11 protein-coding genes are annotated in these 20,508 nt (G+C 44.6%); 6 read left to right on the top strand and 5 right to left on the bottom strand.

All coding sequences use genetic code 11. The features are described from left to right. Positions 1-21 precede the first annotated feature (21 nt). The 6 genes from AAGR14_RS02720 to AAGR14_RS02695 all read left to right on the top strand — a co-directional run bounded on the left by AAGR14_RS02720 (position 22) and on the right by AAGR14_RS02695 (position 7,355). Positions 22-807 (top strand): succinate dehydrogenase cytochrome b subunit, encoded by a 786-nt coding sequence (locus AAGR14_RS02720; RefSeq protein WP_342647064.1) that lies wholly within the window; start codon positions 22-24, stop codon positions 805-807. Between the two features lie 32 nt (positions 808-839). Then, positions 840-2,774 (top strand): fumarate reductase/succinate dehydrogenase flavoprotein subunit, encoded by a 1,935-nt coding sequence (locus tag AAGR14_RS02715; RefSeq protein ID WP_342647063.1) that lies wholly within the window; start codon positions 840-842, stop codon positions 2,772-2,774. A gap of 98 nt (positions 2,775-2,872) precedes the next feature. Beyond that, complete coding sequence (locus tag AAGR14_RS02710) at positions 2,873-3,667, top strand: succinate dehydrogenase/fumarate reductase iron-sulfur subunit (RefSeq protein WP_342647062.1); 795 nt, start codon at positions 2,873-2,875, stop codon at positions 3,665-3,667. A 231-nt stretch (positions 3,668-3,898) separates the two neighbouring features. Further along, positions 3,899-5,347 (top strand): circularly permuted type 2 ATP-grasp protein, encoded by a 1,449-nt coding sequence (locus AAGR14_RS02705; protein WP_342647061.1) that lies wholly within the window; start codon positions 3,899-3,901, stop codon positions 5,345-5,347. A gap of 60 nt (positions 5,348-5,407) precedes the next feature. After that, complete coding sequence (locus AAGR14_RS02700) at positions 5,408-6,343, top strand: alpha-E domain-containing protein (RefSeq protein WP_342647060.1); 936 nt, start codon at positions 5,408-5,410, stop codon at positions 6,341-6,343. Between the two features lie 19 nt (positions 6,344-6,362). Continuing rightward, the gene (locus tag AAGR14_RS02695; RefSeq protein ID WP_342647059.1) at positions 6,363-7,355 is read left to right on the top strand and encodes a transglutaminase family protein; all 993 of its coding nucleotides are present in this window, start codon (positions 6,363-6,365) and stop codon (positions 7,353-7,355) included. 56 nt (positions 7,356-7,411) lie between these two features. Here the strand turns inward: AAGR14_RS02695 and sprA are convergent, their stop codons facing one another. The 5 genes from sprA to gatA form a co-directional block, all read right to left on the bottom strand. Further along, complete coding sequence (sprA, locus tag AAGR14_RS02690) at positions 7,412-14,449, bottom strand: cell surface protein SprA (protein WP_342647058.1); 7,038 nt, start codon at positions 14,447-14,449, stop codon at positions 7,412-7,414. A gap of 34 nt (positions 14,450-14,483) precedes the next feature. Further along, on the bottom strand, positions 14,484-15,068 hold the full coding sequence (ruvA, locus tag AAGR14_RS02685) for a Holliday junction branch migration protein RuvA (protein WP_342647057.1): 585 nt from the start codon (positions 15,066-15,068) through the stop codon (positions 14,484-14,486). A 135-nt stretch (positions 15,069-15,203) separates the two neighbouring features. Continuing rightward, positions 15,204-17,498, bottom strand: coding sequence for an NADP-dependent malic enzyme (locus AAGR14_RS02680; RefSeq protein WP_342647056.1), 2,295 nt, complete (start codon positions 17,496-17,498; stop codon positions 15,204-15,206). A 194-nt stretch (positions 17,499-17,692) separates the two neighbouring features. Next, positions 17,693-18,997, bottom strand: a complete 1,305-nt coding sequence (locus tag AAGR14_RS02675; protein WP_342647055.1) for a transglycosylase SLT domain-containing protein — start codon at positions 18,995-18,997, stop codon at positions 17,693-17,695. A 53-nt stretch (positions 18,998-19,050) separates the two neighbouring features. Beyond that, entirely contained in the window at positions 19,051-20,490 is a 1,440-nt protein-coding gene (gatA, locus tag AAGR14_RS02670) for an Asp-tRNA(Asn)/Glu-tRNA(Gln) amidotransferase subunit GatA (protein ID WP_342647054.1), read from the bottom strand. Between the last annotated feature and the right edge of the window lie 18 nt (positions 20,491-20,508).

The raw sequence follows: 20,508 nt of genomic DNA, 5'->3' as shown, positions 1-20,508 counted from the left end.
CACGATAAAAATTTCTGTATAATGAGTGAATTAAAACAAACCTTTAACTCTTCACTGGGAAAAAAGCTGATCATGGCTTTAACAGGCTTGTTTCTGAGCGTGTTTCTGATTGTGCACTTAGGTGGTAACCTGCTGCTTTTTAGCAACGACAACGGATACAGCTTTAACATGTATGCCAACTTTTTAACGCATTTCCCTCCTATTGAGGTAATTGCCTACATTTTGTACCTGAGCATTATAGTGCACGCTATATATGCGCTTATTTTAACTATTAACAACCGTAAAGCCCGCCCGGTTAGTTATGCTGTCGGTACTCAGTCTCCGGTATCTTTTTCTTCTAAAAACATGGGCTTGTTAGGCTCAATCCTGTTATTATTTATCGTAATACACATGGGAGATTTTTGGTACCAGTACAAGTTTACCCATAACGTAGGGTACAAAGAATACCGCACTAACGTTTTAACCGGTGAAAGAACAGTTACTGCTTTCACCCCGGAGAAATCTGATTTTGAGCATTCGATGACCTACGATGGTAACACTGAAATTACCCGTGTTAAAGACTTACATGCACGTGTAGCCAGCAGCTTTAGCCTTTTATGGTATGTAGTAATTTATGTAATTGCTATGGTAGCTTTATCATTCCACTTACTGCACGGCTTTCAAAGTGCCTTTCATACTATTGGCTGGGTGCACCGCAAATACAAACCTATTTACGAATTTATCGGCACCTGGTTGTTTGCTGTAATTATTCCGCTTGGTTTTGCTGCCATGCCTGTTGTATATTATTTTCAGAGTTTAAATAAATAAGCTTAACAGCTTAAAACATAAATATCATTCACATGATTTTAGATGCTAAAATTCCGCAAGGCCCATTAGCCGAAAAATGGAGCAAGCATAAATTTAATTTGAAGTTGGTTAACCCTGCTAACAAACGTAAGTACAACGTTATTGTGGTAGGTACAGGTTTGGCAGGTGCGTCTGCTGCTGCCTCATTAGCCGAGTTAGGATATAATGTAACTGCTTTTTGTTTTCAGGACAGCCCTCGCCGTGCGCACTCTATTGCTGCGCAAGGTGGTATAAACGCTGCCAAAAACTACCGTAACGACGGCGATAGTGTTTATCGCTTATTTTATGATACTATTAAAGGTGGTGACTACCGTGCCCGCGAAGGAAACGTTTACCGCCTGGCCGAAGTATCGGTAAATATTATTGACCAGTGTGTGGCCCAGGGTGTACCTTTTGCCCGCGAGTACGGTGGTTTATTAGATAACCGCTCATTTGGTGGTGCACAGGTATCACGTACTTTTTATGCTCGTGGCCAAACAGGACAACAATTATTATTAGGTGCGTTTTCGGCACTTAACCGCCAGATACACGAAGGCAAAGTAAAAATGTACACCCGTACAGAAATGCTGGATGTAGTAATAGTTGATGGCAAGGCTCAAGGTATTGTAACCCGTAACTTAAAAACAGGTGCTATTGAAACACATGCTGCACATGCTGTTTTGTTATGTACAGGTGGTTACAGCAACGTGTTTTACCTGTCAACCAATGCTATCGGTTCTAACGTAACTGCTGCATGGCGTGCACACAAGCGCGGCGCTTACTTTGCCAACCCTTGTTATACTCAAATTCACCCTACCTGTATCCCGGTAACCGGTACACACCAGTCTAAATTAACGCTGATGTCAGAGTCATTGCGTAACGATGGTCGTGTATGGGCTCCAAAAACCAAAGAGGTTGCCGAGAAACTGCGTAAAGGTGAAGTGAAAATAGAAAACGTTAAAGAAGAAGACCGCGATTACTTCCTGGAACGCAAATATCCATCATTTGGTAACCTTGTACCGCGCGACGTGGCCTCACGTAACGCCAAAGAAATGGTTGACGAAGGTAAAGGTGTAGGTGGTTCGGGTATCGCTGTATTCCTTGATTTTAGAGATGCTATTGAGCGTTTGGGCGAAGAAGCCGTAAAAGCCAAGTACGGTAACTTGTTTGATATGTACTATCAGATTACTGATGAAAATCCGTACAAGCAGCCAATGCGTATATATCCTGCAGTACACTATACCATGGGTGGCCTTTGGGTTGACTATAACCTGAGCACTAATATCCCTGGTTTATATGCTTTGGGCGAAGCTAACTTCTCTGACCATGGTGCTAACCGCTTAGGCGCTTCGGCATTGATGCAGGGCTTAGCCGACGGTTACTTTGTAATCCCTTATACTTTGGGTGATTACCTGGCTACCATCGGACCAAAACCGGTTGACAAAAACCACCCGGCTTTTGAGCAAACCAAAAAAGATGTTGAAGCTTATGTAGCTAAATTATTAGCGCTTAAAGGCAACAAAACAGTAGTGGAGTATCACCGCGAATTAGGCCACATTATGTGGGAATATTGTGGTATGGCACGTAGCGAAGAAGGTTTGATTAAGGCACGCGGTCTAATCCAAGCCTTGAAAGATGATTTCTGGAAAAATGCCATCGTAGTAGGTCAGAACGAAGAAATCAATGCCTCGTTAGAAAGAGCCGGACGTGTGGCCGACTTTATTGAACTGGGTGCTTTGATGGTTGAAGATGCTTTAAGCCGCCGTGAATCGTGTGGTGGTCACTTTAGGGTAGAGTCGCAAACAGAAGAAGGTGAAGCCTTACGTCAGGACGATGAGTTTGCCTACGTTGCTGCCTGGGAATTTAAAGGTGAAAACCAACCCGAAGAACTTCACAAAGAAGAACTGGTGTACGAAAATGTTAAGTTAACACAAAGAAGTTATAAGTAAGATAGAAGCAAGAGCCAAGAGCCAAGAATCAAGACTTTTATAAAAGTGATGATTTTCCTGGTTCTTGGATCTTGGTTCTTGACTCTAATTTTATAGATATGAGTAACGCAAACGGAACGATGAATTTGACGCTGAAAGTTTGGCGCCAAAAAAATGCACAAACTGCCGGCAAGTTTGTAACTTATAAGGCCGAGAACATATCTCCGGATATGTCTTTCCTGGAGATGCTGGATGTAGTGAACGAGAGCCTGATTTTGGCAAAGGATGAGCCTATCCACTTTGACCATGACTGCCGCGAGGGTATTTGCGGTATGTGTTCATTATATATTAATGGCCGCCCGCACGGGCCTAAGCGTGCAATTACCACCTGCCAGTTACACATGCGCAGCTTTAGTGATGGCGAAACCATCACCATTGAGCCATGGAGAGCAGCAGCCTTCCCGGTAGTAAAAGATTTGGCTACCGACCGCTCTGCTTTTGACCGTATACAGCAGGCTGGTGGTTATGTTTCGGTAAATACCGGTGGTGTTCCTGATGCCAACGAGATTCCGATTCCTAAAGTAATTGCCGACGAGGCCTTTAACTCGGCTACCTGTATTCAGTGTGGTGCTTGTGTAGCTGCTTGTAAAAATGCTTCGGCCATGTTATTTACATCAGCTAAAATTACGCAGTTGGCCTTGTTACCACAGGGGCAGCCTGAACGTTACCGCCGCGCACAAAGCATGGTAGCACAAATGGATGCTGAAGGTTTTGGTAGCTGTACCAACACCGGTGCGTGCGAGGCAGAATGTCCGAAGGAAATTACCCTGACTAACATTGCACGCATGAACTCCGATTACTTTACTGCAAAATTCTTTAAAGAAGAAGAAGTACATGAGGTTAACCACGGTTAATCATCGTACTTGTTTAATATTAAAAAGGCTTAAGATAATCTTAAGCCTTTTTTGTTGCCTATTCTTCATCAATCGCCAGCCAACAGCAAAATACCAACACTTAATTAACAACCAATTAGCTTAATTTTATAAATTATATATTTTTTATTAAGCGAATTATTAAAAACAGTTACTAAATTACCCTGATAGATTAAAAGCTATTACGCTTTCAATAATTTATGAGGATTATTTATGTATCAATCAGCACATTTTAATGAGTATAATGCTATCAAAGGTGTTTGGGATGAGATGTACAACGAAAACTATAGTATTCGTGAGCATTATCAGCGAGTTATTACCTACTTATCTAAAGAATCAGCTGATAATTTAAATAAAAAGGAAGAACTGGCGCGACGCCTGTTCATGACGCAGGGCATTACCTTCACCGTTTATGATAGTGGCGAAGGGATAGAAAAGATATTTCCGTTCGACATTATTCCACGCATCATTACAGGCGCCGAGTGGATGCTGGTAGAAAACGGCATCAAGCAGCGCTTAACTGCGCTCAACCTGTTTTTAAGGGATGTATACCACAACCAGTTCATCATCAAAGACGGAATTATCCCTATTGATGTGATTTATTCCTGCCCGCATTTTTTGCGCGAGATGTACCAATTGGATGTACCCCATGATATTTATGTACATATTGCCGGCATCGATTTAATCCGCGACGAAAAAGGCGACTTTTTTGTTTTAGAAGATAACTTGCGCACACCATCGGGCGTGAGCTACATGCTCGAAAACAGGGAAATTACCAAACGGCTATTTCCTGATTTACTGCCGCAATGCAATGTCCGCAGCGTTACCGATTATCCAAATATCCTTTACAAAAACCTGATGGCCTTGTCGCCGCGGCAAATCAGCAACCCAACGGTTGTACTGCTAAGCCCGGGCATTTATAACTCTGCCTATTTTGAACATACCACGCTGGCCCGCCTTATGGGTGTAGAACTGGTTGAAGGGCGCGACCTGGTGGTAAATAACCACAAAGTATACATGAAAACAACCACGGGCCTGCAGCAGGTTGATGTGATTTACCGCAGGGTTGATGACGAATTTTTAGACCCCTTGGTGTTTAACCCGGCGAGTGTATTAGGTGTTGCCGGCATCATGAGCGCTTATCGTAAAGGTAACGTGGCCATTGTAAACGCCGTAGGCAACGGCGTAGCCGACGATAAGGCTATATACAGCTATGTGCCCGAAATGATACGCTACTACCTGAACGAGGAACCTCTACTTAAAAACGTACCTACTTACCAGCTGCGCAATGCAGACGAGCGCGAGTACACGTTTGCCAACATTAATAGCATGGTAGTAAAAAAAACCAACGGGAGCGGCGGTTACGGTATGCTGATGGGGCACGCAGCCAGCGAGCAGGAAACTGAAGATTATAAAAAAGAGATATTAAAAGACCCACGCAATTTTATTGCGCAACCCACTATTGCCTTATCGGCAGCACCCTGCTACTTACAGGGCAGCCTGCAGCCGCGCCGCATTGATTTACGCCCTTACGCCTTATGCGGTCCGGACGGCATTCAAATTGTTCCGGGCGGCTTAACCAGGGTAGCCTTGAAGGAAGGCTCACTGGTGGTTAACAGTTCGCAGGGAGGTGGCAGTAAAGACACCTGGGTACTTGATTAGTAAGGATAAAAAAAATTAAATACATAAATATATTCCCCCTTTAGGGGGTTAGGGGGCAAAATGTTAAGCAGAGTAGCAGCAAGTTTTTATTGGTTAAGCCGTTACATTGAGCGTAGCGATGGTATTTTACGCATGCTCAAAATTAACTATGCATCATCGCAGGATGCCGTGCGGGAGTTTACCTGGAAACCGGTCATACGTATTTATTCGGTAGCAGATGCGGAATTGATGAGTAAGCTGGATAACGACAGCCGGGCGGTACTTACCTATATGGTGAGCGACCGCACTAACCCAAATTCAATTTTAAATATGATTACGCTGGCACGTGAAAATGCCCGCAGCGTTCAAGAGCATATTACCCGCGATTTATGGCAATGCCTTAATGAGTATTACCATTGTGTTAAAGACCCCGGCATTACCGAAAGGCTGCTTCATGACGACCCGATCAGTGTGCTGGATAACCTTAATAAGCAAATCATGCTGTATTATGGCACTGCCGAGGTAAGCATGGAACGTGGACAAGGCCGCAGTTTTATGAATATCGGCAAGTTTTTGGAGCGCAGTATTCAGGCTATTGATTTACTGGACATCAAATTCGGGTCGGTTAACAACAATCCTGATTTATTAACTGATACCACTTACTGGAAACACTTGCTACAGTCGATAGGCGGATATGAATTGTATTTAAAAACGTACCGCGATGGTATTGAAGCCGAAAGCGTTATGGAGTTGGTGATGCTGAATACTGATTTTCCGCGTTCGGTGATCTACTCGGTTAATAATATTGGGAGGTATTACGAACGACTGAAAAAAGAAAGCAACTTGAGCAATTACCGGGATATAGCCTTCCAGATAGGTAAACTGCAAAGCTCTATTCAATACAGCTCAACACAAAGTATTAGCCAGGTGGGACTGCACCAGTTTTTAACTCAAATTAAAAAAGACCTGTATACCATTGGTAACCTGACGAACGAGCATTATTTTGCTAATTCATAATTTTAAAATTTACTGATCGATGCCTGAATTTAAGATACAACATATTACCCGCTATACTTACGAGGGAATGGTGCGCGACAGTGCCAATCAGGTAATCCTATTCCCTATTGTGGATATGCACCAGGATGTTTTAAAGCATACACTCACTATTACCGGCAACCCGTTAGTAGATACTTATGTTGATTATTATGGCAACGAGGTAGGCAGCTTTACTTACCTCGAGCCCCATAACCGTTTAATCATTAATTCTGAAGTACTGGTAGTTACCAAGCCCCGCGAGTTGCCAATTGAGGAGATGTCTGCAACAGAGCAATGGCAAAAGCTACAGGCACTGCAGTACATTGTACCTTACATTGATTTTTTAAAACACGAATATTTTGAAGCGCTGCCGGAGTTGCAAACCATTATAGCGCAAGTACAGCAAGACAACGAAACACCTTACCAAACGGCATTACGCCTTTGCGAATATGTGTATCGAAACTTTAAGTATTTGCCGGGTGTAACTACTGTTGAAACCACCTTAACCGAGGTTTGGAATTTAAAGGCGGGCGTTTGCCAGGACTTTGCACATATACTCATTTTAATGCTGCGATTGCTCAATATACCTGCGCGCTATGTGAGCGGTTATATTTGCCCTAACCGCAACGGCATGCGGGGCGAAGGTGCTACCCATGCTTGGGCCGAAGTTTACCTGCCCGATTATGGCTGGCTCGGCATCGACCCAACTAATAATTGTGTAGCCAACGAAACTCATGTTCGATTAGCCGTTGGACGTAATTTTTCGGACTGTTCGCCGGTTAAAGGAGTTTATAAAGGCTCATCAGGACACATACTTGAGGTTAAGGTAAGTGTTGAGTACCAGGATGAGCCAAGCAGCTCGGGCGAAAGCACCTCTATTTTACCTGAAAACAGCTTTGTGCAAGCTGCCGAAAACGAGGTATTTTCTACCAACAGTTACCGCCGCTATAAAGAAGCCTTACTGCTTCAGCAACAACAACAGCAGCAACAGTGATATAGATTGAAAAAGCATTAACAAAGAGCCTGACTTCCCAAAATAAGTCAGGCTTTTTATTGCAACATCATTTTCAGGTTAATGCCAAAGTTGGTGTAAGCGGTACTAAACGTTTGCGAAGTATAGGGCTTAGTGATATTAGAGTCGTAAAACAGGTTGAGATTGAAACGCTGGCTAATCACATAATCGATGGAAGGGCGCAAGGTGATGTTTTTAGCACCGGATGATACTTCGGCTGTTTGTACATCGGCACGATAAATCATAATTTTATTATCGCGTATGGCAAAGTCCATTTTAAAGTTAATGTCGTTATTGGTTTTAGCATTTAGTAACCTGAAAGGTAATCTTAAACTACGGGTACGGTAACCAAAACCCAATACCACAATATTCTCATTCTGCTGGGCCAGCTGGCTATTAAGCAAGCTTAAGCTTAGTGTACGGCTTTTACGGTACTCGGCGTTAATGGTCATGCTGTTTTTAAAGCGGATGTCCATACCTACCAGCGGTACAAACTGCTCAAACAAGGTTACCTGTGTAAACTGATAAAACGGTAAAAAATCTTTGTTAACATCGCGCTCACTCGATGCACCGTTTACTTCTTTATACCTGATGAGCGAGTTATAGCTGTTTACGCTGTAGGTAGACCGGTAACCATGACGTATATCAAAAGCATCAAACAATTCTTTTAACCAACTTATCCGGCTTAGCCCGTTGTAAGTAAGCTGCCAGTTAGGGATAGGTATTTGCGGAAAGCTGTTTAAGCTCACTTTACCAGCATCCTTACCGCTGTAAGCCGCCAGGAATGAGGCAACCAATACATCCTGCTGGTTAGGCCCGTAACCGTCGCGGTAACCATTAGCACCACCGGCCGAGTTAGTGTTTTGCTGCCCTAAGCGCTGAGAAATTACCTGCCGGTTATCCAGCAATTGCTGAAAGGTACTTGAATAATTAGTTACCCCGCTGGCCTTGCTAAATGCCGTACCTAATGATAGGAAAGAAACGCTGTAAGTACCCGAAGTAATTGGGCTCAGGCTTTCAAAACTACCCGAGTTGGTATTGTATTTATAATTAGTTTGGTAGTTACGGTCGCGGGTACGGAAAGCGGTGAGCTCAATATTTAAATCGGCAAACGGGCGGATTGTACTCCTGAAGTGCATGTCTTCATTCAGTGTAGTAGCATACAATTGGTTTTGCAACGTGTCGGTACTCAGCCAGCCCCTACTTACCGCTTTGCCACGGATATCAGCCTGGCTACCCAGTAAAAAGCCGATTCCTGGCGCATTGTAATCTAAATCCTGACCGGCCAGCGAGGTGCCCGGTAAATAGCCTGGTAAAAAAGTACCCTCGCTGCGGGTATAGGTAGCACCTAAGTTTTTGATGCTGGTTAATAAGCCCACCAGTATTTTGCTGCCAGCACCCGTAGTATTATTACCGGCGCCATTGAGCTTACGCAGGTAAGCAAACTTGTTGTACAAACCTGTAAAGCTAAGCGTAGGGTTTAACTGCACCGACCGCGAGTTTTGAATGGTGTTACCTACATCAAAAGCGTCATTGCGCAGGGCAAAAGTAGGTTGGGTTTGCCAGTTAAAATTGGTGCTATAACGGGCAATAGCACTCACCCAGTCTAGCCCGGGTATTTTACTGATAGGTAAGGTATAATTGAAATTGATAGTATGGTTATAGTTGGTAGTGCGGCCTAAACGCTTTAGGTTATTCCACAACGTATCGCGCTTTAAACCGTTAATACGGCCGGCAGGCTCGTCTACCACAGCCAGGTTAGTAGCGTCAATATCCATCTGCAACGACTTGGTTAAATTCCAGCCGATGCCGTATACACGGGTAATGTTAAAGTTTTTGTTAAAATTAGTGGTTGGTACCGGTAAAAAATTATTAGGATCGTTTTCGCGCAAGGTGTTTTCGGCATAAAAACGGTCTAAACTGATAGCCAGGTTTAAACGCGATGGCAGTATGCTAAAGTTTATATCCTTAAATAGCGACAGCATATTATTTTTAATCACCTTTTCGAAAGGTGTGTAATATTTAGCCGGATTAATGTAGTTGTAAGCCAGCGCTATCTTATAATTTTTCTGGTATTCATTCTCGGTTACAAAATCGTGGTGCTCGTACTCGGAGTAAGCATAGGTACCCGACAAGTTTTCAACATCCCAAAGTTTAACCGGATCTGCTGCATTAGTCTTGGCTTTATGCACATTGGTAAAATTGATGCTTTTGCGCATGGTGTAATCCTGGGCTATGCGTTTAATTTCATCACGCTTTTCCTGGGTTGGCGCGTTAGCCAGCGCATCTTTCAATTCAACGTCGGGCTGTGCCGGGTTATATTGCGGCATAGCCACCTGCTGCGACAAATTGATGTACATTGGCACATGCACACCGCTTTTAGCCGGAAAAAATTTACCTAACTCCACGTTACCTGCCACATCAAACGTTTGGTTGTCGGCACGGCTGCGCTCGCTTACGCGCTGCTCTATCGAACCAAAACCTATGGTAGTTTTGCTGCCGGCCAGGGTAACATCTGCAAAATCGGCCAGGCGGGCATTTAAGCGGGCTGTAGCTGCCCAGCCACCGCGCTGGTCAAAGTCGGTAAGCCGCAACTCGTTAAACCATACAATGCCCGATTTATCAAAGCTGCCGGTGGGTTTATAAGGGTTACGCATACCCAGCATAATGGCACGCAGCCGGCTTAAATCGGGCTGCCCTTTAATGGTAATTTTATTAACGCCATCAGTAATCGTAAACGGAATATTGAGTGATGCCTGCCCGGTGGCGATAGCATTATCACGGGCTAACTTAGCACGGGTAAGGGCGGCCAGCTCAATATCCATCTGGTTGGCAGTTGGCCATATGGCGCTTGGGTCGGTAGTACCGGGGCGGGTAATTTTTAACGGAATCTCGTATTCATAATAGTTATCCTGGTAATCTACGCCTAAACGTATAAATGCATTCAGGTCGTTATCGTTTAATTGATCACCTTCGGCATGGATAAACATCTGCAGGCGCTTGTAGGCCCGCAAATCATTATAAAACGTGCGGTAAGCAGCTCTGGAGTAACCGCTGCGCAGGTTAGTTACATTTAAGGATAGCGATTGCTCGTTTAAGCGGGTATCGGTACGCAGGTTATTATAATCGCGCTGGCGATCAATGCCAGGCGGCAGTACATAAGGGATGGGGCTACGGGTACCATTAGCCTCCAGGTTTACCGCCTGTACATTTAAAGTAGAGTTATCAACCGGAGGGTTCAATAGTGCCGGATCAGAGATAACTTTAGTGCTGGCTTTTTCAACGTTGTAGGCGCGCCACTCCCCTCTTACCAGTTGCAGTGTACCCATACGCAAAACAGCGGTATCGGCAAAGTTGGTCATGAACATCCGCATATAGCGGATAGCTTTAAAATCCTGGATATTACCCTCACGGCTTTGATAAGCCGCTATAGGCACCCTGAACTGGTACCAGCTTACGCTTTGCGTAGTACCGTCGGCCAGTTTAACCTGCGACGTTACTTTATCATTGATAAAATTCTGCCCTACAATCATATCCTGCGGACGGATAGATACTTTATACTGGAAGTATTCATCAGCCTGGCTCATGCTGTTGTCACGGTTCAGGTCTTCACCATCGGGTAACGAGGTAGAAGCAGATGTGGATATACCCAACTCGGCCTGCGACTGCTCTGCGGTTTTAGAGTTACCTTCAGTACCGTTGTAACGGCTATAGCGCTGCAATATACCTGCACGGTTTTGATCGAGCTGCGGGCCCTGATAGTATTGGTAATTATCTGATGACGGGTCGGCAGCCAGCGCATTAGCAGCTTGCGTAGTTAACTGAGAGCGCATTTGCTGCACAAAGCCCGAAAACTTGGTTTGCTCACCGGTATCGCTCAAGCCGTCCAGGCCCACATCCTGCAAACGGCGGGCATCCGGGTTATTGTCAAAGGCGTTAATTACCGGCTGTAAACGAGGCACCCGCCCCCATACGGTTTCATCAGTTTGGGTGTTGCTGCCATCAGGCGGCAAACCGTTTTCTACCGATTTACGGCCGTCTTTTAATATATCTTCAGAAACACTACCTAAGTTTAGGTATAAGTCGCCGCCTTGCGAGTTAGGCTTGTAGATAAAAGGATCCATCACCCAAAACTCCATGTACTGCACATTGAGCGACTCAAAATCGTTAGTCTCTAATTTGCGGAACATGCCGCCCCAGCGCGAACGCGGGTTTTGCAGTGTACCGTCAGGGTTAACACCTGCTGTCGTATAATTGTACTGCCCCCGGATATTAGGGTAAAAAGAAAGATTGAGCGTAGACAGGATGAGCGGCTGGCCTGTTACCGATTGTTTGTAAGGGAATACTTCTGTTTCGAGCACCTGCCTTACGTAGTGGTTAGATAAATCAGTGCGGGATAAATTGAAGGTTGAACTCGAATTATAAAATAGCGGATCGATGTTATAGAAAGCCAAACGTGCACGGTTATAGCCATAACTCAAATCGTTAAACAATCTCGATTCGGCAAATAATTGCGGTGTTCCAGATATCTGCCAGTTTAATGCGCCCTTTAGATCAATGACAGACTGGCTGCTCTCAAAATCATCCAGGTAAGACGTACCATTTTTAGAGCCTGCAAAGTTAATAGCGGCAGGACTTCCAGGCAGCAAACGCGCCACCTCGCCCGAAAAGCTGATAAACGATGGCGCCTTGGTATTAATTAGCGGCAAGCGGTCTACCAATCGGGTTAACCAGCGCGACTCTGAGCTATAATTTGCATCTAAACCTAAAATGGTATTAGAAACCGACTCATCGCCAACAATCTGTTTTTGGGTAAGCGGCTGCTCGGTTAAGTGCATTACTGTACCACCCAAGAGTAGCTTTGAATTAGCCCGGTAATCAAACCGCGACCCATACAAAGTTTTTTGCTGAACGCCGAACAGTTCATTATTCTCGATATTTACGGTAAGTGGCTGGCCCGACTGCAGCAACGACTGGTTGAGCACCCGTATACGGCCAATGCTGTAATCTACCGTATAATCACTGCCTTCCTGCAAACGTAAAGAGCCGGCATTAACCACTACCGATCCCTGCGGAATATTAACGGCATTGAGTTGAAACTCTGACCCGGACTGCGAGGCGTAAGTTCCTTTAATTACATAACGGTTTAATTGCGGAAAGTACTGCTGGGCTATAGTACGCACCGAATCGTACAGTGGCTGGTAGACGTACCGGTTCTGTATGCCTGGACTGTTAGTTAACCGCCGGGCCAAATCGCTGCCAAAAGGTTCTACTACCGGGAACATAACCCGACCGTTTTGCGAATCAATGGTGATGCCCTCTAAAAAGTCAAAATAACCGTCGGGTCGCCGGTCGTTTTGCTGTGTCAGGTTATCCAGCCCTACTAGTTGCAGCCAGATCTTGCCTTTCACCGTGGTATCGCCTTCGGTTAAGGATGGCTTTTCAATACCCGACTGATCGTCCAAACGGGCAATGGTCATCCTGAAATTTACCGGGCTTACCTGGTAGGCCCCCAGGCTGTAGATGTTTTTCATCATCAAATCCCAGGTTGGTAAATTGGTTTTCAGGATTTCGTTTTTTAACAGCTTTACGTAAAGCGCCTTTGGGTTGGCAGCATCTACCGGTAAATCGTTCGAAAACTCACCTACCTGGTACTCCACCCCGTTGTAAGTATAGCGGTAAGCTATGGCCAATACTTCATCATTATTTAGCGGATAATTAAGCGAGATATAACCCAACTGCGGATGCAAGGTAAACTCGCGGGCGGTTAGCTTGCGGGCATAAGGCAATTTGGCATAGTTATCGGTTGCCCCGGAGGCCTGGAAAAAGTTAGCCACCTCGTTTCCGTTGGTTAAACGGCCGTTGTTAGGTAAGCTGAATAACCGGCTCAATAAACTGTTTGATTGTGTTGTAAATCCTGGCCCCTGAAAGCCGGCAGGCAAACCCGAAAAACCACTACCGCCCTGTACCTGTGTAGTATTGTAAGGCCTGTTTTCGCCCAAATCCAAAAGGGCAATAATATCCCTCGAGTCAGTTGTAGTGTTGGTACGGTTAGTGGTCCACACCTCAACCCGGGTAATGGTGACATTTGAATTGATGATAGGAATATTAGCCAGCGCCTTGTTATAGTTATCGCGGAAGTATTGCGACAAAAAATAGTGACGGTTAGCTTCATAATCCGTAGGCATTAGCCTGAACTCACCCTGCTGCGATCCATTAGTAATAGTAATGGTACGGGCTTGCGACCGCTGCTGCGAAAAAATGCTGGTTACATCCAGCTTACCAAATTTAAGCTTTGTTTTTAAACCGAACAAAGCCTGACTACCCCTAATGAGTGAGGTATTGAGCGGCATACTTACCGTACCGGCTTCTATTTTTTGGATAATTTCGTCGGGATGCCCAGTGTAATCCAGCTTTACCTGGTTTTCAAACTGGAACTGCGCATCCGTGTTATAGTTGGTAGCAATCTTCAGTTTATCGCCAATGGTACCGGTAAGGTTCATTTGGATGCGCTGGTCAAAATTGAAATTGAATTGCTTGCGCTGCCGGGCAGCCAACAGGGGGTTCTGGTTACTGTTCACCTGCCCGGCAAACACCAACTGGGCCGAACCCTGCGGACGGATATCAATAATTGAACTGCCAAAAATTTGTTCAAACGTGCGGCTGCGTATTTTTATTTGCGGAATAAAACCCGGTTGCTGCGATTGCGTGGCATAATTATCAGCCAGTTGTTTAAAATACTCGCGCTTATTTTGCTGCTGGGTAAGCTGCAGGTACTCGGCAAAAGTTAGGTACCGCGGTGCACGGTACATCAGGTTACCAACCTTTTCTATTAATATATAGCGGTTGGTGGCAGCATCATATTGAATGCTCCGTTGCAGGTTAGGCGGATCAACCTCAAAACGCCCCTCCCTCATCCGGCTGCTGCGCGATTGCTGGTTACGATAAGGCACACTAATGGTAAGCGAGTCTTTGCCGGTGGCAGGCCTTTTCTGAGCGAAAGAAACCGTAATGCCACCAAAAACAGACCACACCAATAGCCATAACACAAGCCTTATGGTAAAATTCTTAACCAAGCGCAGCGTATTAATTAGAGGTATTATTTATAAATTATAAGCTTTTCAAAGCAGACTTGATGAGTTGCTCTACCGACAATGTTTCGGTGCTACGGGCCATTTCCTGGTCAATCACCTTTTCGGCAGCGTTGCGGGCAAAGCCAAGCATTACTAGGGCCGATAGGGCTTCATCTTTAACCGTATTGTTAGCCGGCATCGAAATCAAAGTATCGGGTCCTTCTTTGCGTAGTTTGTCCTGTAGCTCCAGTATAACACGCTGGGCCGATTTTGGTCCGATGCCTTTGATGCGCTGAATTTGCGCAACGTTACCTTTTACAATAGCCGTTTGTATTTCTTCGGGCGTGATAGATGACAGCATCATTCGGCCGGTATTAGGTCCGATGCCCGAAACAGAAATGAGGTATAAAAACAAACGCTTCTCCCCTTCGTCGGCAAAGCCATACAAAGTGTGTGCGTCTTCTTTTACGTGTAACCAAACGTAAAGGCGGCAACGTTCGGCATCGCCCAGTTTGGAGAAGGTGTTTAACGATATGTTGATGTGATAGCCTATGCCGCCAGCCTCAATTATCACATAAGCCGGGCTCTTAAAAGCCAGCTTTCCATCTATATATGCGTACATGTGTATTCGATAATGTTGTATTTTTTACCTGATAAAAATACAAACAAAAGCTTATACGACCGCTTCAAAAAAAAGATACCTGTCAAGTTTAATAACTGACAGGTATTACATTTTACTGATATTATATTTTAATAACTACAGGTTGAGTTTCAAACCCTCGGCCTGGGCTTTTTGCTGTGCATCTACCACAGCAATGGTAATCATATTCACAATTTCGCGCACCGAACTGCCTAACTGTAAAACGTGCACAGATTTTTTCATACCCAGCAAAATCGGGCCTACCGCTTCGGCGCCGCCAACTTCCTGCAACAGTTTGTAAGCAATGTTACCCGATTCCAGGTTAGGGAAAATTAAGGTATTGGCCGGCTTGCCATTAAGGGTAGAGAATGGGAAATTATCTGATAGCAAGTCGGGGTTCATGGCAAAGTTAGCCTGCATCTCACCATCAATTATCATATCCGGGTATTGCTTGTGCAACACCTTGACGGCCTCACGGGTTTTTTCCGGCACCTCTCCATCATTAGATCCAAAGTTAGAGTAAGACAGCATCGCTATGCGCGGATTAATGTTAAACTGCTTAACCGAACGCTCTACCAACACGGTAATGTCTACCAGATCTTGCGTAGTGGGGTTTACGTTTACGGTAGTATCTGCAAAAAACAATGGCCCTTTTTTGGTAATCATCATGTACATACCGGCCACTTTGTTTACACCGGCTTCGGTACCGATAATTTGCAGGGCAGGCCTTATGGTAGATACATAGTTTTTAGTTAAACCGGATATTAAGGCATCAGCATCGCCAAATTGCACCATGCTGGCACCGTAGTAGTTACGGTCGCGCATCATTTTCTTGGCTTCGTACAAGGTAATACCCCTGCGCTGACGCTGTTTATATAAGTACTGAGCGTACTCCTCCTGCTTATCGCAGGGCTGCAAGGTGTTGATGATTTTTACATCATCCAAATCAAGCTTGTGCTCGGCAATAATCTGCTTAATTTTTTCGGTGTTACCTAATAAAATAGGGATGGCAATACCTTCATCCTTCACAATTTGTGCTGCACGGAGTATTTTGTAGTTATCAGCCTCAGCAAATACCACGCGCTTAGGGTCCTGCTTGGCTTTGCCCGACAGGTTACGCATCAATTTATCATCGGCACCAATACGTAAACGTAACTCCTCGGCGTAAGCATCCCAATCGGTAATTTCTTTACGGGCCACGCCCGAAGCTATGGCAGCCTTGGCAACAGCCGATGAAACCTCGGTAATTAAGCGCTGATCCATCGGTTTCGGGATGATGTAATCACGACCAAAACGCAAATTGGTCGTATTATATGCCAGGTTTACAGCCTCAGGTACCGGTTTGCGGGTTAATTCGGCAATGGCGTGTACGGCAGCTATCTTCATTTCTTCGTTAATAGCTGTAGCCCGCACGTCTAACGCACCGCGGAATATATATGGGAAACCTAATACGTTATTAACCTGGTTAGGATAATCGGACCGGCCGGTAGCCATAATAATATCCTGGCGCGCAGCAACGGCAATATCGTAAGCTACTTCGGGCTCTGGATTGGCCATGGCAAATACGATAGGATTAGGGGCCATACTTTTCAGCATGTCAGCATTTACCAAATTACCAGCCGAAAGACCAATAAATACGTCAGCGTTTTTCATGCCGTCAGCCAGTTTAACTACATCTTTGCGATGACTGGCAAAGGCTAAACGTATTTCGTCTAAATCGGTACGCTCGGGCGTAATCAAACCGCCAATATCAAACATTAACAAGTTTTCGAGTTTTACGCCCAGCATCAGGTACATTTTAGTACATGATACCGCGGCAGCGCCGGCACCGTTAATTACAATCTTGATATCTTCCAGCTTTTTGCCTTGTATTTCACAGGCATTCATCAAAGCTGCACCTGAAATAATAGCAGTACCATGCTGGTCATCATGCATTACCGGTATATTCATCTCGGCTTTGAGGCGGCGTTCAATCTCAAAACAAGTAGGCGCCGAAATATCTTCAAGGTTTATACCGCCAAACGTAGGCTCCAGCGCCTTTACAATATTTACAAACTCGTCAACATTTTTGGTATTCAACTCCAGGTCAAATACATCTATATCGGCATATATTTTAAATAAAAGCCCTTTACCTTCCATTACCGGCTTACTGGCCTCGGGACCAATATCGCCTAAACCTAATACCGCAGTACCGTTGCTAATTACCGCTACCAAGTTACCTTTGGCCGTATACTTATATACGTCTTCTGTATTGTTAGCAATCTCGCGGCAGGGCTCGGCCACCCCTGGCGAGTAGGCCATAGTAAGGTCGCGTTGGGAGTTGGTAGGCTTAGTGGGTATTACCTGTATTTTGCCCGGACGGCCTTTAGCATGGTAATTAAGCGCATCTTGTTTACGTTGGCTATTATTCATCTTCTCTTCATTCAGGTGGGCAAAATTACAATTCCTTTTTAAACTGGTGAAGGTTAAGCGCATATTAATCAATGCCCTACTCAAAAGCCACCAACTAAAACGACCGTTGAACAGCGTTTAAACCAGTGCATTTAAACGCAAAAACCGCAACAGGCCAAGCCCATTGCAGTTCTGTTATGTTAATTTCAGAAAATTTAATTTCCTCCGTCGGCTACAGCATTTGAATTTAATACTACCAATTGTTTTTCGCCTTTGGTAGTTTTACCTGCAGCCATACCAGGCGCAGTAATCTTCAATTTTTGGCCAGAGGCTGCTCTGTTACCACGGATGTTATTCCAGATACGCAAATCTTCTACATCAATGCCATATTTATCGGCAATACCGGTTAAGGTTTCGCCTCTTTTTACGGTATGGATGTTTGATTTTTCGGCCGTAGCTTCGGGGGTTGATTTTTGCTCAGGCACATTGGCATAAACAGGCTGCTGATTGGTAGTTAATGCGTCGCCGGTTAAAGCACTGTATAACACGCCATATTTTTCTTTCCCCAACTGAGGGATGATCATGCGGCGTGGAGCCTTGGTTGTACCATTAATAATTCGTTGTGTATAGGCAGGGTTTAACAAAGCCAAATCATTAGGATTAATGTTTAAAACGCGGGCTATACTGCTTATTGATACAAATTTGTTTACCATTACGGTATCAGTATTCATAGCGATATTGCAAGCCTGCGGGATAATGCCATGCTGATTGTGATATTTTAACACATACATCGTAGCGATAAATGCCGGTACATAACCCCTGGTTTCGGCAGGTAAATACTGACGTACTGACCAAAAATCAACAGCATTGGCCTCTTGCATGGCACGTTCAACCGTACTTTTACCGCAATTGTATGATGCGATGGCTAACAACCAATCGCCGAATTCCTGGTACGAATCTTTTAAGTAAGCTGCCGCTGCATAGCTGGCTTGTATCGGGTCGCGGCGCTCATCTACATAATTGTTCATGTTTAGGCCATATGTTTTTGCAGTAGATGACATAAACTGCCACGGACCGGCAGCACCTACCCTGGATACAGCGTTGGGATTAAGAGCCGATTCAACAATGGACAGGTATTTAATTTCTTCAGGAATACCCGCATCACGAAATGCCTTTTCGTAAATAGGGAAATAGTATTTACTCAGCCCCATAATGCGCCCCATTTCTGCACGGCGGCCAGGAGAAGTGTAGTTGTTAATAAACGACTGTACAAATTCGTTGTAATCTAACGGAACGTCTTTTTGTATAGAATCCAAACGGATTTTGAACAACGAGTTTTCAAAAGCATTTTGCTGTAATTGCGCCATTACTGGTGCCGGAACATTGCTTTTGTAACTTTGCAGATAACTTTGGCCTAAGTTTTGTTCAGCTAAAGTAGTATCCTGATAGTTGGGTTGAGACCATGCCTGGTACGATTGAAAAACAAAAAGGCATATTACAGCAGTAAAAAGTTTCTTCATTATTAGGACTACTTTTGCTTTGATTTGAACAAGTTTCAGTATTTGCTAAATTATTAACTTTTACGCAATCCTAAAACATAGGTTGCAAAATTTAACAATTTTTCTTCATCAAACGCTTTTGTGATTAATTGTAACCCTAACGGCAAATTTTGGCTATTGTTTTCTACAGGTATAGAAATGGCTGGGACACCGGCTAATGATGCCTGCACTGTAAATATATCTTCCAGGTAAGTAACAATAGGATCTATGTCCTGACGGCCTATTTTAAAAGCCGGCTCTGGCGCCGTTGGCGTTAAAATAAAATCATACTCTTCTAAAATTTCATTAGTACGTTTCTGAATAAGTTTGCGCACCTTTTGGGCCTTGCCGTAGTAGGCATCATAATAACCGGCGCTTAGCACGAAGGTGCCTAACATAATGCGCCGCTTAACCTCGGTGCCAAAACCTTCAGATCGCGAACGCTTATAGGTAGTAACCAAATCTACCGCGTTTGCACTACGGTAGCCATAATGCACACCGTCATATCGTGCCAGGTTAGACGAGGCCTCGGCCATGGTTAAAATATAATAAGTAGGCACTACATAGTCTAAATATTCAAAAGAAACAGGCTCTACTACGTGTCCTTCCGCTTTCAAGTTTTCTATAGTTTGTAATAGGGTTGCTTTTACTTCGCTGTCTAATCCTTTACTGTCCATCACCTCTTGTAAATAGGCAATTTTCTTTCTACCCGTGTCAACAGCAGTTTGTTCAGCAAACCGGGGTACGGGCACGCGGGCTAAAGTACTATCATAAGCATCGGGCCCGGCCATCACCTGAAACAGCAACGCGGCATCTTCTATAGAGCGGGTAATAGGCCCGGGCTGATCAAACGATGAGGCGTAAGCGATGATACCATGACGTGAAACACGACCATAAGTAGGTTTTAAACCAACAACGCCACAAAAAGAAGCAGGCTGACGTATTGATCCACCTGTATCGGTGCCAATAGCTGCATGGCACATATTAGCCTGTACGGCTACAGCCGAGCCGCCCGACGAACCGCCTGGCACGCGGCTTTCATCAGCCATATTTTTTACCGGGCCGAAATAGGAGTTTTCGTTAGCGCCGCCCATGGCAAATTCGTCACAGTTGCAACGACCAATGATGATGGCATCTTGGGCCAGCAGCCGCTCTACCACTGTTGACGAAAATACAGAAGTGAAGTTTTCGAGTATTTTGGATGAGGCCGTTACTACATGCCCTTTATAACAAATATTATCTTTTATAGCTATAACCATACCGGCCAAACTGCCTATCGCATCACCGCTTTTAATTTTACGGTCGAGTTCTGCAGCTTTTTGTAAAGCCTCTGTTTCAAATACCTCGTTAAAGGCATTAAGCCTCTCGTACTTATTAATGTTGGACAGATAATTTTGTACCAGCCCCTCAACAGTAACATCACCGCTTTGTAAATCCTGTTTTATCTCGGTTAAAGAGGTATACGTTTTAGCCATAGGGTGCTAAAATAAAAA

This window comes from Mucilaginibacter sp. CSA2-8R, assembly GCF_038806765.1.
Lineage (GTDB): Bacteria > Bacteroidota > Bacteroidia > Sphingobacteriales > Sphingobacteriaceae > Mucilaginibacter.
Note: the sequence above shows the minus strand (reverse complement) of the source record. Positions and strands in the feature narration are given on the sequence as shown.

Excerpts from the sequence above, each read along its gene's own strand:
- AAGR14_RS02720 (WP_342647064.1), top strand. The coding sequence starts at position 22 with ATGAGTGAATTAAAACAAACCTTTAACTCTTCACTGGGAAAAAAGCTG.
- AAGR14_RS02715 (WP_342647063.1), top strand. The coding sequence starts at position 840 with ATGATTTTAGATGCTAAAATTCCGCAAGGCCCATTAGCCGAAAAATGG.
- AAGR14_RS02710 (WP_342647062.1), top strand. The coding sequence starts at position 2,873 with ATGAGTAACGCAAACGGAACGATGAATTTGACGCTGAAAGTTTGGCGC.
- AAGR14_RS02705 (WP_342647061.1), top strand. The coding sequence starts at position 3,899 with ATGTATCAATCAGCACATTTTAATGAGTATAATGCTATCAAAGGTGTT.
- AAGR14_RS02700 (WP_342647060.1), top strand. The coding sequence starts at position 5,408 with ATGTTAAGCAGAGTAGCAGCAAGTTTTTATTGGTTAAGCCGTTACATT.
- AAGR14_RS02695 (WP_342647059.1), top strand. The coding sequence starts at position 6,363 with ATGCCTGAATTTAAGATACAACATATTACCCGCTATACTTACGAGGGA.
- ruvA (WP_342647057.1), bottom strand. The coding sequence starts at position 15,068 with ATGTACGCATATATAGATGGAAAGCTGGCTTTTAAGAGCCCGGCTTAT.
- AAGR14_RS02680 (WP_342647056.1), bottom strand. The coding sequence starts at position 17,498 with ATGAATAATAGCCAACGTAAACAAGATGCGCTTAATTACCATGCTAAA.
- AAGR14_RS02675 (WP_342647055.1), bottom strand. The coding sequence starts at position 18,997 with ATGAAGAAACTTTTTACTGCTGTAATATGCCTTTTTGTTTTTCAATCG.
- gatA (WP_342647054.1), bottom strand. The coding sequence starts at position 20,490 with ATGGCTAAAACGTATACCTCTTTAACCGAGATAAAACAGGATTTACAA.